Origin of the sequence: Microbacterium sp. AG157, assembly GCF_003385695.1 — a bacterium.
GTDB classification, from domain to species: domain Bacteria; phylum Actinomycetota; class Actinomycetes; order Actinomycetales; family Microbacteriaceae; genus Microbacterium; species Microbacterium testaceum.
Genome location: NZ_QRDK01000001.1, coordinates 510,747 through 527,091 on the forward strand (window position 1 = coordinate 510,747; position 16,345 = coordinate 527,091).

At 67.7% G+C, this 16,345-nt stretch carries 15 protein-coding genes; 6 read left to right on the forward strand and 9 right to left on the reverse strand.

Translation table 11 applies throughout. From position 1 onward, the window contains the following. The first annotated feature begins 4 nt into the window (after positions 1-4). The 5 genes from DEU35_RS02480 to DEU35_RS02500 all read left to right on the forward strand — a co-directional run bounded on the left by DEU35_RS02480 (position 5) and on the right by DEU35_RS02500 (position 5,028). On the forward strand, positions 5-1,066 hold the full coding sequence (locus DEU35_RS02480) for a glycosyltransferase family 1 protein (RefSeq protein WP_116238510.1): 1,062 nt from the start codon (positions 5-7) through the stop codon (positions 1,064-1,066). A gap of 37 nt (positions 1,067-1,103) precedes the next feature. After that, positions 1,104-1,985, forward strand: coding sequence for a glycosyltransferase family 2 protein (locus tag DEU35_RS02485; protein WP_103206502.1), 882 nt, complete (start codon positions 1,104-1,106; stop codon positions 1,983-1,985). Positions 1,986-2,031: 46 nt separating this feature from the next. Continuing rightward, positions 2,032-2,976: a UDP-glucuronic acid decarboxylase family protein gene (locus DEU35_RS02490; RefSeq protein ID WP_116238511.1), complete on the forward strand. Its 945-nt coding sequence runs from the start codon at positions 2,032-2,034 to the stop codon at positions 2,974-2,976. Next, entirely contained in the window at positions 2,973-3,863 is an 891-nt protein-coding gene (locus DEU35_RS02495; RefSeq protein ID WP_116238512.1) for a glycosyltransferase, read from the forward strand. Before DEU35_RS02490 ends, DEU35_RS02495 begins: the two co-directional genes overlap by 4 nt. Positions 3,864-3,930: 67 nt before the next feature. Further along, on the forward strand, positions 3,931-5,028 hold the full coding sequence (locus DEU35_RS02500) for a glycosyltransferase family 1 protein (protein ID WP_116238513.1): 1,098 nt from the start codon (positions 3,931-3,933) through the stop codon (positions 5,026-5,028). 76 nt (positions 5,029-5,104) lie between these two features. Here the strand turns inward: DEU35_RS02500 and DEU35_RS02505 are convergent, their stop codons facing one another. The 6 genes from DEU35_RS02505 to DEU35_RS02530 are packed head-to-tail and all read right to left on the reverse strand — an operon-like array spanning position 5,105 to position 10,677. Continuing rightward, positions 5,105-6,289 carry a DegT/DnrJ/EryC1/StrS aminotransferase family protein gene (locus DEU35_RS02505; RefSeq protein ID WP_116238514.1) on the reverse strand — a complete coding sequence of 395 codons (1,185 nt, stop codon included), beginning with the start codon at positions 6,287-6,289 and terminating at the stop codon, positions 5,105-5,107. Next, on the reverse strand, positions 6,286-7,224 hold the full coding sequence (locus tag DEU35_RS02510; protein ID WP_116238515.1) for an NAD-dependent epimerase/dehydratase family protein: 939 nt from the start codon (positions 7,222-7,224) through the stop codon (positions 6,286-6,288). Before DEU35_RS02510 ends, DEU35_RS02505 begins: the two co-directional genes overlap by 4 nt. Before the next feature lie 6 nt (positions 7,225-7,230). Next, positions 7,231-8,259, reverse strand: coding sequence for a GDP-mannose 4,6-dehydratase (gene gmd, locus DEU35_RS02515; protein ID WP_103206510.1), 1,029 nt, complete (start codon positions 8,257-8,259; stop codon positions 7,231-7,233). A gap of 51 nt (positions 8,260-8,310) precedes the next feature. Next, the gene (locus DEU35_RS02520; RefSeq protein ID WP_220340831.1) at positions 8,311-9,594 is read right to left on the reverse strand and encodes a hypothetical protein; all 1,284 of its coding nucleotides are present in this window, start codon (positions 9,592-9,594) and stop codon (positions 8,311-8,313) included. After that, positions 9,542-9,952, reverse strand: coding sequence for a DUF2304 domain-containing protein (locus DEU35_RS02525; protein ID WP_116238517.1), 411 nt, complete (start codon positions 9,950-9,952; stop codon positions 9,542-9,544). Before DEU35_RS02525 ends, DEU35_RS02520 begins: the two co-directional genes overlap by 53 nt. After that, entirely contained in the window at positions 9,949-10,677 is a 729-nt protein-coding gene (locus DEU35_RS02530; protein ID WP_116238518.1) for a glycosyltransferase family 2 protein, read from the reverse strand. The genes DEU35_RS02525 and DEU35_RS02530 overlap by 4 nt, the downstream gene beginning before the upstream one ends. A 72-nt stretch (positions 10,678-10,749) precedes the next feature. Between DEU35_RS02530 and DEU35_RS02535 the strand changes: the two genes are divergently transcribed. Beyond that, on the forward strand, positions 10,750-12,261 hold the full coding sequence (locus tag DEU35_RS02535; protein WP_181904550.1) for a DUF2142 domain-containing protein: 1,512 nt from the start codon (positions 10,750-10,752) through the stop codon (positions 12,259-12,261). Positions 12,262-12,283: 22 nt separating this feature from the next. On the opposite strand, the gene DEU35_RS02540 is transcribed toward DEU35_RS02535, so the two are convergent. The 3 genes from DEU35_RS02540 to DEU35_RS02550 all read right to left on the reverse strand — a co-directional run bounded on the left by DEU35_RS02540 (position 12,284) and on the right by DEU35_RS02550 (position 16,345). Next, positions 12,284-13,480, reverse strand: a complete 1,197-nt coding sequence (locus DEU35_RS02540) for an ABC transporter ATP-binding protein (protein ID WP_116238884.1) — start codon at positions 13,478-13,480, stop codon at positions 12,284-12,286. A gap of 2 nt (positions 13,481-13,482) precedes the next feature. Further along, complete coding sequence (locus DEU35_RS02545; RefSeq protein ID WP_116238520.1) at positions 13,483-14,328, reverse strand: ABC transporter permease; 846 nt, start codon at positions 14,326-14,328, stop codon at positions 13,483-13,485. A 109-nt stretch (positions 14,329-14,437) separates the two neighbouring features. Then, complete coding sequence (locus tag DEU35_RS02550) at positions 14,438-16,345, reverse strand: rhamnan synthesis F family protein (protein WP_181904552.1); 1,908 nt, start codon at positions 16,343-16,345, stop codon at positions 14,438-14,440.

Here is a 16,345-nt window from a genome sequence, read left to right on the forward strand (position 1 = left end):
CGCGATGACCATCGCCGTCAACGGCCGCTTCCTCATCGACTCCTTCGGCGGAGTACGCCGCTTCGCCACGGAGCTGACGCACCATCTCGCGCAGTCGCGTGACGACGTGGTGCTGCTGGTGCCGGCGTCGGCCGACACCTCCAGCGTGGCGGGGATCCGTACCGAAACGGTCGGGCGCCTCGCCGGCCCCCCGTGGGAACAGCTCGAGCTGCCCCGGTGGCTGCGTCGCCACGGCTCACCGCTTCTGCTGAATCTGGCGAACATCGCCCCCGTGTCGTACCGCCGCCAGATCACCGTGCTCCACGACATCGCCCCCGCCATCCGACCTCAGGACTTCACCGTGCCGTTCCGCGTGCAGTGGCAGCTCGCGGTCCGCTTCGGGATGCTGCGCCGCGGTCAGCGGCTCGTCACCGTCAGCCACGCGTCCCAGCGCGAGATCGCCGAGCGATTCGGGGTCGATCTTGCCACCATCGAGGTCGTCTACGAGGGGGCGGACAGCCTCCCTCTCGCACCCCGACAGGCGCCTTCGAGCGACCGCGGAACGCGCGTGGTCGCCTTCGGCCGTCACGGAGCGGCCAAGAACACCCGCGCGGTGATCGACGCTCTTGCCCTCCTGCCTGAATCCTCCGACGTCGAGGTCGAGTTCGTCGGCAACCTCGACCCGGAGCTGGCTCCGCACGCGGCCTCTCGTGGCATCGATCCCGAGCGGATCCGATGGACCGGTCCGGTGAGCGACGACGAGCTCGCCGCCGCTTTCGCCCGCGCGGATGCGTTCGTGTGGCCGTCCCTGCACGAAGGGTTCGGCCTGCCGCCGCTCGAGGCGCAGCGGCTGGGCGCCCCCGTCCTGGCATCCGACATCCCCATCAATCGGGAGATCCTGGGCGATTCCGCGCGGTACTTCGCGCCGACACAACCGCAAGAGCTGGCATCCCTCCTCTCGGAGATCTCGGGCTCGGCCGATCTGCGAACCACACTGTCCGAGGCGAGTCTCGCCAACGCGACGCGGTTCACGTGGGATGCCACGACCTCAGCCTGGAACCGGATCCTCGACCGCGAGGCGCGCTGATTCCCCACCCGACCGCTCAGACAGGCAGAATCGTCTGGTGAACATCGGTTTCGTCGTGACCACCCTGGGACGCCTGGATCCCCTCCGCGCCCTTCTGACATCGCTCGAGGGGCAGCTGCGCGAAGGCGACCACGTCGTCCTCGTCGCACAGGGGGCACAAGACGAGGTCGCCGCCCTGGCCGCGGAGTTCGCCGAGCGCGGCGTCGCCGTGTCGGCGACGACCTCGGGTCGAGGTGCCTCCCTCGGCCGAAACACCGGGGTGGCGGCACTCCCCGCCGGTGAAGCCGTCGTGACCTTCCCGAACGACAACACGACCTATCCGGCCGGCACCGTGTCCGCGCTGCACGACGCCGTCGACGACGCGACCTTCCGCGCCGGGGGGTTCACCTCGTGGGACGAGCGCGGACCGAAGACGACGCTCCCCGAGCCGGGCACCCCTCTCGACAAGTACAACGTATGGTCGGTGATCGAGATGGGGATCCTGATGCGACGCTCCCTCTTCGACGCCGTCGGCGGTTTCGACGAGCGGATGGGGCCGGGAGCCTCGACACCGTGGCAGGTGGCCGAGGGAACCGACCTCTTACTGCGCGCCCTGGCGCACGACCCGGGTCTCGTCCGCGACTTCCGCTGGCTGCCCGCATCCGTCCACGTCGACGGGATCTCGACCGGCTTCGGTCTCGGTGCCGCCGAGCGGCGCCGCAAGCTCCGCGCCTACGGTCGGGGAACCGGCCGCGCTTTCGCGATGCACGGCTACCCGCTGTGGTGGCGGGCGGCGTTCACCGGCGCGGGTCTGCTCTACGGCGTGCGCAATCCCCGGCCGATCACTCTCCTGGACGGCTGGCCCATGTTCGTGGGACGCCTCGAGGGTGCCCTGGGGCGGACGTTCGGTCAGGCACGGATGGTGTCGACCACGCGCTGACCGCCCTCCCCGTGGGCGCAGATGACCCCGCTGATAGGGTGAGGAAGTGTCATCGAGAGTTTTGATCACCGGCGGAGCCGGCTTCATCGGGTCCCACTTGTCGGAACGCCTCCTCGCCGAGGGCAACGAGGTCATCTGCGTCGACAACTTCTTCACGGGTTCCCGCCGCAACGTCGAGCACCTCTTCGACAACCCCCGCTTCGAGCTGATGCGTCACGACGTGACCTTTCCGCTCTACGTCGAGGTCGACCAGATCTACAACCTGGCGTGCCCCGCCTCCCCCGTGCACTACCAGCACGACCCGGTGCAGACCACCAAGACCAGCGTCATGGGTGCGATCAACATGCTCGGTCTCGCCAAGCGCTTGCGTGTGCCGATCCTGCAGGCCTCGACCTCCGAGGTCTACGGCGACCCGGCCGTTCACCCGCAGACCGAGGACTACTGGGGCAACGTCAACCCCATCGGCACCCGCTCCTGCTACGACGAAGGTAAGCGCGCCGCCGAGACGCTCTTCTTCGACTACCGGCGTCAGCACGACCTGTCGATCAAGGTCATCCGCATCTTCAACACCTACGGCCCCCGCATGCACCCCAACGACGGCCGAGTGGTGTCGAACTTCATCGTGCAGGCGTTGCGCGGAGAGCCCATTACCATCTACGGCGACGGCTCGCAGACCCGCTCGTTCTGCTTCGTCGACGACCTCGTCGACGGCATGGTGCGTCTCATGAACACCGACCACTCGGTGACCGGACCCATCAACGTCGGCAACCCCGGCGAGTTCACGATGCTCGAGCTCGCGAACGCCGTGCTCGAAATCACGGGCAGCTCGTCGACCATCGAGCACCGGGCCCTCCCCCAGGACGACCCCAAGCAGCGGCAGCCCAACATCGACCTCGCGCGTCGAGAGCTCGGCTGGGAGCCGACGATCGCGCTGCGCGCCGGACTCGAGCGGACGGTGGAGTACTTCCGCGGGGTGCTCGCCTCGGCATGACCTTCGACGTCTTCATCCCGTTCTGGGGCGACCCGGGCCTGCTGTACGACGCCGTGCGCTCGGTGCAGGCGCAGAACGACCCCGATTGGCGTCTCACCGTCATCGACGACTGCTATCCAGACGTCTCGGTCGCCGACTTCTTCCAAAACCTCGACGACGCACGCGTGACCTACACGCGCAATACCGAGAATGTCGGCATCACCGAGAACTTCCGTGAATGCGTGCGACGCGCCGAGGCCACACACCTCACCATCCTGGGCTGCGACGACCTCCTGCGCCCCAACTACGTCGAGGTCGTGAAGCGGACCATCGCCGCCGTCCCGCACGCCGACGTGATCCAACCGGGAGTGCAGGTCATCGATGAGCACGGCGCCCCGTCGCAGCCCCTGACAGACCGGGTCAAGCACGACCTCCTGGCCCCGCGGCGAGGCACGGACATCGCAGTCCTGCGCGGGCCCGAGATGGCGACCAGCCTCATCCGCGGTAACTGGCTGTACTGGCCGTCGCTGACCTTCCGGACCGAGACCATCCGCCGATTCGATTTCCGCGACGGCTTCCCCGTCATCCAGGACCTCGCCCTCCTCATGGACATGGCGTTCGCGGGGGCAACCCTCGCCTACGACCCGGAGATCGCTTTCTCTTACCGCAGGCACAGCGAGAGCGCCTCCCAGAAGACGCTGTTGGACGGAGAACGTTTCGCCGACGAGCGGCGGTACTACGCACTCGCCGCCCGCCTCGCGGACGACCTCGGATGGCGGCGGACACGCAGGACAGCGCGGTTGCGCATCGTCTCGCGGCTCCACGGCGCCGCCGAACTCCCGACGGTGCTGAGGAAGGGGACGCGCGCGGGGATAAGATCTGCCCTTGCGCACGTGCTCTCGATCTGAGGCACCGGGGCGCTGAACGGCCGCCCGCACACTCATCCGTCCCCGCCCGAAATGGACCACCAGACCCATGGCACGAATCTTCGTCGACCTGCTCTCGCTGACCGGAAAAAAGGGCGGCATGGAGATCTACGCGCGTCAGCTGTACCGGGAGATCGGTCGTCTTGCTCCCGAGCACGAGTACGTGGGCTACTTCAGCCGCGAGGGATACGCCCTCGACCGGTCGTGGTTCCCCGGAGAGACGATCGACTCCGGTATCAGCGGAGAGAACCGATTCCAGTGGGCCTGGGGTGAACTCACGTGCGGCCGGGCCGCGTCCCGTGCCCGGGCGGACCTCCTCCACTCACCGATGATCCTCGGCCCCGCTCACACGCGGATGCCGGCGGTCCTCACCATGCACGACATGCTCTACTGGAGCCACCCCCAGTTCATGTCGACGCCGCTCTACACCGCGCCGGTCAAGCTGATGGAGCGCCTCGCGGCGCGCAACGCGACGCGAGTCCTCACCATCAGCGAAGAGTCCCGCCAGGCGATCCTGCGATACCTCAAGGTCCCCGCCGCGCGCGTCGACCTCGTCCCCCTCGCCGGAACCGCGGTACCCGGGGCCGACCGCTCGCGCGCGGGCGAGAACGGACCGATGGTGCTCGCCACGGGCAACCGCAGGCCGCACAAGAACTGGCCCTCACTCATCCGCGCTCTGCCTCTCGTGCCCGAACAGCACCGCCCGCGCGTCGTCGTGACAGGGAGCCACGGAGACGATCCCCTCGTCGAGGTGGTCGCGGAGACGGGGATGCAGAAGTGGGTCGATCTGAAGAGCTGGGTCAGCGACGAAGAGATGCGCGACCTCTACTCGACCGCCACGGCGCTGGCGATGCCGTCTTTCGCCGACGGGTTCTCCCTGCCCGCCCTGGAGGCGATGATGGCGGGTGTCCCCGTGATCATCAGCGACATCCCGGTGTACCGCGAGGTCGTGGGCGACGTCGCTCTCTTCATCGACCCCGACGATCTGCAGTCGATCGCCGACGCCATGGTCACGGCATCCACCCGGCCCGATGTCATGGCCGACCTCTCGGCCCGCGGTCCGGCCCGGGCGGCGGAGTTCTCGTGGGAGCGCACGGCGCGCGGCACTCTCGACAGCTTCGAGAAGGCCCTGTCCCCCGGCCGCTAAAGGCGACGTTCGAGCGCCCGTCGGCCGTGCGCGACCCGTTTCCCGCGGGCGGGGAGCTCCCGCCCGCCGGAAACGATCAGTTCGCCGCGGCGCGCTCGATCGTCTCCGCGACGAGGTCGAGGCCGCCCGTCACCGGGTAGTGGTGGTTGCCGACGAAGAGCCCGTCCGTGTGGACGCGGTCGGCCGCGGGCAGCGACTCGGGCACGACGGCGTCGAGGTGCGCCATCACCGGGTTGCGCGTGAAGTTGCCCGCGACGATCGGACGGGATTCGATCCCGGCCTCGTCGAACGCACGCACAACCTCGGCCCGTCGGCCCGTCAACGGGCCCTCCAGGATCATCGAGAACCCGAACCAGCTGCTCTGTCCCGTCTCCCGCTGGATCCGGACGGCGTCGATGGCGGCGAACCGCTCCTGGAAGTAGGCCGCGTTGTCGCGACGCCCCTGGATGAGAGCGGGCACCTTCTTCAGCTGCTCGATCCCGAGGGCGCCCTCCATCTCGAGGGGACGCACGTTGTAGCCCGGGAGGACGAACCGGAAGAGGTCGTCCCAGGCGTCACCGCTCTTGTTGTGCACGTGGTTGCGATCGGGCAGCTCACGGGTCCACCCGTGGGACCGCAGCGACAGCATCTCCTGGTAGAGCTGCTCGTCGTCCGTGACGATGAGTCCGCCCTCCATCGTGGCGATGTGGTGCGAGAAGAACGAGCTGAAGGTGCCCGCCAGGCCCGCGGTTCCGGCATTGATCCCGTCATGGACGGCGCCGAGGGACTCGCAGTTGTCCTCGAGGAGCACGAGACCGTGGGTCTCGGCGATCGCGCGCAGACGCGTGAGGTCGTTGGGATTGCCGAGCAGATTGACGGCCATGATGGCCCTCGTCCGCGGCCCGATGGCCGCCTCAAGCAGATCGAGGTCGACGTTGAGCGTGTCGAGGTCGATGTCGACGAAACGGGGCCGGAGGCCGTACTGCGAGAGCGGGTAGTACGTGGTCGGCCACGACACCGCGGGCACGAGCACTTCGTCGCCGCGCGACAGGTCGAAGCGCGGGTCGAGAACGGCAGCCGCGACGGCGATGAGGTTCGCGGAGCTGCCGGAGTTGACCATCACGGCGAACTGCGCGCCGAAGTGCGCAGCGAAGGCGCTCTCGAACTCGCGAACGCGGGGGCCGTTGGTGAAGCGCCCGCCGGCGATAACGTCCTGGAGCGCTGCGTATTCGGCGTCATCCCACGTCGTGGTGGCAAGGGGGTAGGCCGGTTCGCGGTTCATCGGAGTCCTTCGGTGTCGGAGCGGGTGAGGAAGGCGTCGTAGCACTGCGCCATTCCGTCACGGATAGTGGTCTGAGGCGCCCAACCGTGGGCGCGCACGCGAGTCGAATCGATGAGCCGTCGGGGAACGCCGCTCGGCTTCGAGGTGTCGAACGCGAGTCCTCCCCGGTAGCCGACGACGTCGCTGGCCACCTCGTAGAACTCGCGGATGCTGTGGTCGTACCCCGCCCCGATGTTCATGAACTCCGGCCAGGAGGTCATGTGGTCGAGCGACGCGACCATCCATCGGGCGAGGTCGGGGGCGAACGTGAACTCGCGTCGTGCGGTTCCGTCCCCCCACACCTCGACGTGATCCGCAGCCGACACATGCGCACGGTGGGTCTTGAGCAGCGTCGAGGCGATGAGATGCGAGCGCGAGGGGTCGAACGAGTCGCGCGGACCGTAGAGGTTCGAGGGCAGGATCGACCGGTATGCCGCCCCCGTCTGCCGCGCGGCGTAACCCACCGCGGTGAGTCCGGTGAGCTTGGCCAGGCCGTACCCTTCGTTCGCCGGCTCCAAGCGGCCGTCGAAGAGCGACTCCTCGGCGATCGGGTTGGGTGCGGCCGCCGGGTACGCGGCCGCGGAGGCGACGTAGAGATAACGCGGCACCTCCGCGGCTACCGCCGCGGCGAGCACAGACGCGTCGATACGGAGGTTGTCCAGCAGGTAGGGCAGCGGCCGGGCGACCTTGTCGCCGATCCCACCGACGAAGGCAGCGGAGTGGATGACGACGTCGGGCGCGACGTCCCGCACGATGTCGCGCGTGGCGGCGGGATCGGTCAGGTCGACGTCGCCCCGCGAGGGCACGACAAGCTCGTCATCGGGTCGGTGCGTTCGCCACGCATCGACGATGCTCGAGCCGAGCATACCGGTGCCGCCGGTGAGAAGGGCGCGCACCCGCCCTCAGCTCTGGACCTGGTCGATGAACGGGCGACCCTCGACCTCGAGGGCTGCGGCGTCGGCGTCGACCATGATCTGCGCGAGGCGAGGTGTGTGGACCTTCGGCTCCCAGCCGAGCAGATCCTTGGCCCGGCCGTAGTCGCCGATGAGCGCATCGACCTCGGTGGGACGGAGGTAGCGCTCGTCGAACTTGACGTACTTCTCCCAATCGAGGCCGACGTGCTCGAAGGTGAAGCGCAGGAAGTCCTTGACCGTGTAAGCCGTGTTCGTGGCGAGCACGTAGTCGGTGGGCTCGTCGTGCTGGAGCATGCGCCACATGCCTTCGACGTACTCGGGCGCATAGCCCCAGTCACGCACGGCGTCGAGGTTGCCCAGGTACAGCTCCGACTGCAGACCCGCCTTGATGCGCGCCGCCGCGCGGGTGATCTTGCGGGTGACGAAGGTGCCACCACGACGGGGCGATTCGTGGTTGAACAGGATGCCGTTGACCGCGAAGAGGTCGTAGGCCTCGCGGTAGTTGCGGGTGATCCAGTACGAGTAGAGCTTCGCGACGCCGTACGGAGAGCGGGGGTAGAACGGGGTGTCCTCGTTCTGCGGCGGCGGGGTCGCCCCGAACATCTCGGAGCTCGACGCCTGATAGAAACGGCAATCGACGTGGGCCGCACGGATAGCCTCGAGCAGCCGGGTCGTGCCGACGCCCGTGATGTCGCCCGTGTACTCGGGCTCGTCGAAGCTGACACGGACGTGGGACTGCGCCGCGAGGTTGTACACCTCGTGGGGCTGGATCTCGTTGAGCAGGGTGACCAGGCGCGAACCGTCGGACAGGTCTCCGAAGTGGAGGAACAGGCGGTGGTCGTCCGCCTGCGCGGGCTGATAGACGTGGTCGATGCGCTGCGTGTTGAACGAGGACGACCGTCGGATCAAGCCGTGGACCTCATACCCCTTCGAGAGCAGGAGTTCGGCGAGATAACTGCCGTCCTGTCCGGTGATGCCGGTGATGAGGGCGCGTTTGCGGGGTTCGCTAGACGTCATGGGTTTCGGATCTCCTGTTGCCCCGGGGCGGTCCGACGGGTGCACGGAAGTCTATCGTGCCGTTGCTGTGGTTCCCCGAGCGGGCAGGCGCAGCGCGACGACGTGGACGACGATGCCGAGCAGGGGCGCCACCGCGAGCGCCACGACGACGCGCTCGTAGGGTCCTGCCGGCAAGAGCAGGAGCAGGAGCACCGTCGCCAGCGCGGCGAGGAGCCACCCCCCGACGTACCAGTCGTGGCGGGATCGGCTCAGCAGCGCCGGCCCGGTCACGCAGAGCGCAGCGACCGCCCCCGCGCTCGCGACGATGCCGCCCGCGACCCACCCCGGCACCTCGTACCGACCGTTCGTGAACTGCGACAGGAGGGGCTCTGCGAAGAAGACGGCCAGCGCGGCACCCACCGCCGTCACCGCGGCGAGCGCCGCCAGGTACGTGGCGAGGCGTCGTCCAAGCGGCCTTTCGCTCGATCGGAAGTCGACGATGAGGTAGCTCTGCAGAGCCATGATCGGCACGATGAGGGGCGCGCGCGTGATGGTGATGGTCAGGACGAGGGATGCCAGGATCCCGGCGTCGACGTCGGGCATCGTCGTGCGGAGGACGACGGGGACACCGGTGACGATCAGACCGGTCGCGGCGGCGGCCGTCACCGTGCTGACGGTGTTCACGATCAGTCGGCGTGCGCCCACGTCGAGGCGGAAGTTGCCGACGATCCGTCGGCGCACGAAGAACCAGGCCAGGAGGAAAGCGCCTCCGAAAGGCACCGAGACAGCCGCGGCGATCCACGCATGGGGAGCGTGGGCCACCAGGGCGAGTCCGACCAGGACCGCCCGCAGCAGGGCGTCGGCGACGGCGAGAGCGGCGACGACCCGCCACATCGACAGGCCGTACAGCACGCCCGCCAAGACCGCTGTGGCGACGTACCCGACCACCGCCACGACGATCCAAAACGCGGAGCCGACAGTGTCGTCGGGGAAGGCCGAGGGCGCGACGACGAGGGCCGTCACCACCGCCACGACGGCGGCGGCCCCGGCGATCAGGAGGGCGAACGACCGGAGCGTGGCGCCGCTCGCCGGCGTCTCGCCGGGTGTGGTGGCCCGTGAGATCTCCTGCTGCACCCCCGCGAGAGCGGCGACGAGAACGTACACCGTCGACCAATAGACGCTGAAACCCAGGTACGACTCGCTGTCCGGCAGCAGGACGGGGGCGAGGAGCTGGATCGCGTAACCGACGGCACCCGCGATGGCGGTCGCGGCGAGGATGTAGGTCAGGGCGCCGGTGCGCCCCTCAGCTGCCCGAGCCACCGGACGACCGCGGTTCTTCGCCCGTGGGGCGCTCACCCGCGGGCTCCTCCGCCGGGGAGCCCGACCTCAAGGAGTCGACCTGGGTACGCAGGATCGCGACTTCTTCGGCGACTCGGCGGATCTCTTCCTCTGCACGGGAGAGCTCCCACGACAGGTGCAGAGCCACACCGACAAGCAGAGCGAGCGCGAGCGCGAAGAGCAGGTTCGACGGGACGGCGACCCCGAGGAACGCGGCGAGCCAGCCGAGCAGACCGGGGAACACACCCAGGACCAGGATGGCGAGACCCACGACGAGCCACAGCGTGGCGTACTTCTCACGCAGCTGTCGGCGCATCAGGAAGACGACGATGAGCACGAGGACGAAGAGGCCGAACCCCAGAGCGGCGATGGTCATGCGCGGGGCCTCCGACGAAGCGTTCCGCGCAGGACCGCGAGCGTGAGCGCGAAGACGGAACGAAGCAGGTACACGCTCGCTCCGAGCGGGTTCTGGCTGGGTTTGCCGTGCACGCGCGGGCGCATCGCCACCGGGACCTGGGTGACGGTGAGACCCGCGTGAACAGCCTCGACGAGCGAGTCGAGGGTGTCACCGAGATACTCGGCCGGGTAGTACCGCACGTATTGGTCGATCGCGCGACGGTTGGCGGCGCGGAACCCGCTCGTCACGTCCGTCAGGCGCGTACCGGCGACGCGGGAGACGACGCTCGCCAACACCACCATGGCCCACCTCCGGGGGCCACGCACCGTGTAGTCGCCGACCTCGGCGAAACGGGCGCCGATCGAGATGTCGGCGTTCGCGAGCCCCGCGAGCACCCGCGCGACATCGGCGGGATTGTGCTGACCATCGGCGTCCACCTGGATGGCCCGGTGGTACCCCTCGCGCTGCGCGAAGGTGAAACCGGTCTTCATCGCCCCGCCCACCCCGAGGTTGAACGGCAGAGTGAGAACGCGAGCGCCGGCCGCGACCGCGACGTCGCCGGTTCCGTCCACCGATCCGTCATCGACGACGACGACGTCGTAGGCGGGGTCGGCGGCCCGGATCTCGGCGATCGTCGAACCGACGTTGGCGGCCTCGTTCCACGCGGGAACGATCACCAGAATTCTGTCGGTAGTGATGGTCATGTCTCCGCCATCCTATCCACCGGTCCCGCCGACCTACGGATGCGCACCGCGGGCTCCGACTACGATGCTCTGGTGACGACCGCCTCTACGACAGCCGCCCCTGCGCGCGGACGGGGTGCCCTGGCCCTCGCCGTCGCCATCCCCGTTCTCCTCTTCCTGTCGCTCGTGTCCTGGGCCTTCGCGAGCCCCGTGGGTTCGTCCCCCGACGACGACTTCCATCTCCCCTCCATCTGGTGCGGGCTCGGAGAACGCCCGGGCCTGTGTGCGCCCGGCAGCGAGCCGGAGACCCGGAGCGTCCTCACTCCCCTGACGGACGCCGCGTGCTTCGCCTTCAAGCCCGAGGTCAGCGGGTCGTGCTGGAACCCGAGCGAGACGGGAATGAGCGACACACCCCGCGTGAACGTGGGCCTATACCCGCCGCTGTTCTACGGCACGATGTCGATCTTCGCGAGCGACGACATCCAGACCTCGGTGCTCGTCATCCGCATCTTCAACTCGGCACTCACCGTCGGAGTGCTCTCGGCCGTCTTCTTCGCTCTGCCCCGGAGGCTGCGGCCGGCCCTCGTCGTCTCGGCCGTCGGGTCTGCCGTCCCCCTGGGAATGTTCGTGGCCGCGTCCACCAATCCTTCTGCGTGGGCATACATCTCCGCCGCGACGGTGTGGGTCTGTCTGTACGGCGCGATGCTCACGGACGGCCGACGACGTTGGGCGCTGGCCGGACTCGCGGTCCTGGGCGGTGTCATGGGCGCCGGGGCGAGGGCCGACTCCGCGGCGTACGCTCTGCTCTCCATCGTGCTCGCCGTCATCCTGGGAGCCCGGAAGGGCCGCTCGATGTGGGCGGCAGCTGCCGCCGCGATCGTCATCGCGGTCGCGGCCGTCGGGTTCTACCTCTCGGCGCGGCAGGGAAGCGCCGTCGTGACGGGCCTCTCGCTGGACCCGGTGCCGCTGACGATCGATCAGCACATCTCCAACTTCTTGAACATCCCGACGCTGCTCGCCGGCGCCCTCGGCGGATGGGGGCTCGGCTGGCTCGACACCTACATGCCCAGCGTCGTGTCCACCCTGTCGCTGATGGTGGCCGCAGGAGCGATCTTCGTCGGCGCGCGCGGGATGACACCGCGTCGTGTCATCGCCTTCGCGCTGAGCCTCATCGCGCTGTATCTGGTGCCGTTCGTCCTCCTCGCGCAGTCTCAGGCGATGGTCGGCGCTCAGGTTCAACCCCGGTACATCCTGCCGCTCCTCGTCATCTTCCTCGGGGTCGCGTCGGTGGGCGTGGACATCGAGCGGAGCTGGACCGTCAGCCGCATCACCTTCGCGGGGGTCGGGCTCAGCGTCGCGATGGTCGTCGCGCTTCACGTCGGCATCCGCCGATACACGACAGGGGTCGACGATCCCGCTCTGAGCTTGGGCGCCCGCGCGGAGTGGTGGTGGAACGGCATCCCCTCGCCCACCCTCGTGTGGGCTGCGGGCTCAGCCGCCCTGATATTCGCCTTCGTCCTGCTGGGAGTGGTTCAACACCGGACCCTCGCGGCGGCGCGCCTCTCGACGAACGAGACGAGCAATCACGGCATGACGTCCGCCTGAGCGGAGTCCGCGGGCACCGTCCTCAGCGTCCGCGAACTCCGACGGTGACGTCGGCGGTCGTCGATCCGAGCGTCGGCACGGGAGTCTCGACCGAGAACGTGGCCCCGTGAGCGATGCCGTGCACTCCGCCCTCGTCCGGGGCGACGGCATTCGCATGCACGTGGTACGTCCCGGAACCGAGGTGCAACGCGTCGACGCGGAAATCGACCACCGTCTCTCCCTCGATCGGTTCGAGAGGAGTCCTCAACAGGTCGGTGTTCGACGCGAAGACGGTATGCCCCAACGGCGTGTTCACGCTGAAGCCCGCCGCCCAAGTGTCGATCGCGTGGCTGGAGACGAGGGTGAGCCGGATGTCGATGGCCTCGCCCGATGCGAACGTGCGCCGCCGCTCGCCGTTCTCGTCGAGGATCTCGATCGACGTGACGGCGATGGGGGCAGCCGCGGCCGACTCCGTCGCGGTGGCCTCGTCGCGCCCTTCCAACACGTCACGCAAGACGCCGATCGCCTCATCGACGTCGCCATCGTGAACGATCTCGCCTTTTCGCAGGACGATGCCGCGGTCGCACAGCTCGGCGACCTGCTGGGCCGAATGGCTCACCAGAATGATCGTGCAACCCGCGGCGCGGAACTGGGCGATGCGGTCCATGCACTTGCGCTGGAACGCCTCGTCGCCCACCGCGAGAACCTCGTCGACCAGGAGGATGTCAGGGTTGGTGTGGATGGCCACGGAGAAGGCCAACCGGACGTACATTCCCGACGAGTAGAACTTCACCGCGGTGTCGATGAAATCGCTGATGCCACTGAATTCGACGATGTCGTCGAACCGATCGTCGATCTCGGAGCGGCTGAGACCCAGGATCGACGCATTGAGGTAGATGTTCTCGCGGCCGCTGAGATCGGGGTGGAACCCCGCGCCGAGCTCGAGGAGCGCCGCCATGCGCCCCCTCGTCTGCACGCTGCCCGCCGACGGTGAGACGATGCCACCGATGAGCTTCAGCAGCGTGCTCTTACCGGAGCCGTTCGCGCCCATGAGGGCTACGGTCGTGCCCGCTTCGATGTCGATCGACACATCCTTCACCGCAACGAAATCCTCGCGGTGCCGTTTGCCCTGTCGCCCAAGGTGGACGATGCGGTCTTTCAGGTTGTTGTCGCGGCGCACCTTGAAACGCTTGCGCACATCGGTGAGTCTCACGACCACGGGGGCCACTGTCGTCGTCACGGTCACAGCTCCTGCGCGAAGTTGCCCTGAAGGCGGGTGAACACACGGTGAGCGACCACCAGGAAGACGAGACCCACGACACCCGCGATCAGCATGCGCAACTCCAGATTCGGCGGGTAGTCAGACGGGGAACCCGCCCCCCAGAATGTCTTGTGGAATCCCAGGATGGCGAGCGTCAACGGGTTAGCGAGGTAGATCTCCAACATCCACGACGGCAATGAGAAACGGGCGATCACATCGCTCACCATCCGCCATGAGTACACGATCGGCGAAGCCCACATGGCGAGCATCAAAACGACCTCAGTCAGGTACTGAATGTCGCGAAGATAGACGTTCACTGCGCTCAGGAGCAGACCGATGGCCGTGCCGTACAGCAGCACGAGACCGAGCGACGGGAAGAACCACAGCATCTGTGCGGGCTCGGGGAGGGCGCCGAAGATGAGGGCGGCCACGACGAGGACGGCGAGCTGCACCAGGAACATGAACCCTGCGCCTCCCACACTGGCGAAGGGGAAGATCTCACGGGGGAGATAGATCTTCTTGACCAGCCCGCCGTTCATCAAGATCGATCCCGTCGCGCCCGCCACCGTGTCGTTGAAGAACTGGTACAGCGTAAGGCCGGCGAAGAGGTAGATGGCGAAGTTCGGAATGCCCTCGGCGGCGCGCAGGAACTGCCCCAGCACGATGAAGTACATGAGGAACTGAATCAATGGGCGGATGACAGTCCAGAGGAACCCGAGGAAGCTGTCCCGGTACCGCGCTTGAAGGTCACGCCGGATCAGCAGGAAAAGGAGGTCCCGGCGAGCGAAGAGCTCACGGATCTTCCCCCCGCGACCGGGCAGTGTCATTCCACGCGCATCGACGGTAGCGAACGGCAATGCCTCGAGGACCGCGAATCTTTGTGTTTTTTCCAAGCCTGACCATCGTCTTTCGGGAGAGCAGAATTCTATCTGCGGCTCATGTGGACGGCGTGCTGGAAACTCCCAGGAGACGCTTCACTCGATCGACAGCGCGGCGCGGGGCCGTCGCCAACCGCCTCATTCTCTCCGCCTGTTCGAGCTTGTCCGGACGGTTGACGCGGAGGTACATGAAGAAGAAGTCGACCGCTCGTCCCGTGCCGATCCACCCGGCCCGCTGCAGGAAGAGGGCCTTGTCGCGCAGCGTCCCGGGAATGGTCGCGGCGAGTTCGTCCAGCTTGAACTCGAGGGCCGTGTGGCTCAGGGCGGCGTATTCCGCGGTGAGGACCGTACGCGTGTGGAAGCCGTTCTCCGCTGCCGCGTAGGAAGGCATCCGCTCGAGGACGTGCGCGAGCCCGCCGTCCTTATACGCCTCTTTGCCGCCGAACTCGCTGTACCGCCAACGCTGTTCCGCGAGAAGGCGGAGGGCGCGGGGACGGGCGACGTACATCGAGCCGAAGGGCGCCAACGGCGACACCGCATCGATCGGGACCTCGATGCCCAGCTGGTCGGCCACCTGCTCGAACCGCGGCCGGTTGCCCCACCAGGCATGGCCAAGGGTTCCCTGACCGATGTGGATCATCGGCGGGTACGCGAGGCCCAGGCCCTCCTCCTTCTGGAAGAGGGCGACGAGGTTGGCCGCGTACCCCGCGTTCGGGAGGAGATTGTCGAGCTGCTGCGACTTGAAATGCTGACCGACCGTGAATCCCTGCTGGGGCGTGCGCTTGGTGTGCACCTTCACGATCAGGTCGTAGTCGTCGCCCAGGATGATGTCGCGACACTCGATGAGGAACGCGCTCTGGTCGCGCCCGTCGTTGGAGGGGAGCACACGAACCTCGGTACGGCGCCCCGGGCGCGCGCGCGCCGCGAGGATCTCTTCGATGGCTTCCGCCCGATGAGCGTCCGGAGTCGTGACGACGAGGTCGTAGTCGCAGGGAAGGAGATCGCCCCGGTCGAGGATCTCGTCGGTCATGTCGACGTAGAAGATATGAGCCACGACGACGATCCGAAGAGGGCGCTCCGGGTCGTACGACACGTCGATGTCGGGAAGGACGTCCGTCATCCCGAGGTCGGTCGTCAGGTCGCGCGGGGGTGACGTCCGCGCGGCCGACGACAGGACCAGCCGGCGCGGATACCCGTACGACTCGACCTTGTCGAGGAGCCACTTGCCGATGGACGCCTCGTGGTCCATGGTGATCGGCCAGAAGAAGAATGGCTTGCGCTTGACGATCGGGTTGCCCGCGTCGAGCATCTGCGCCGCATTGAAGATCGACGGGTTCTCGGTGTCGTAGTCCTGATGGGGGAACACGACGGCGTGCCGATAGCCGAGGGAGGCGAAACGGTCGGTGAAGGTGACCTCGTGCCGGGTCACGGCTTCGGTCCAGTCCTGCAGGACCGGCAATCCCTCCCAATAGCTCTTCCACTCGGCGGAGGAGAACATCCGACGGCGGACGGCGATCCAGAACGACTGGAGGTGGTACGGGATCACCTCCCCGGTCCACGACTGATCGAGCTCGACCCGCGGGTGGTCGGTGAGGCCCCAGAAGTCGACGTCCTCGGCATCCATCCGCTCGAAGACGGGACCGAACGGGCGTACCGGTCCGTACCAGGTGTCGTTGGTGAGCAGAACCTCGTCGTACGATTCGATGTCGTCCCCGAGGACCTCCAGACCCGCCTTCTGCCCCCAGATGTCCATACCGGTGTTCTCGCGCTGCAGCACGTCGTCGGCGACGAGTTCGAGCCCGGCGCGGGCATCGTCGCGCAGACGCCCGTTCACGACGGCGACGAGGCGTTGCGCGAAGGGACGAAGTCCCCGCAGCGCGAACAGGACGCTCTCGTCGACGCGACCTCTCTTGTCGTAGATCACGTAGACGATGGCGCGGCTCATGGTGCCGTGAGGGGTTTCCAC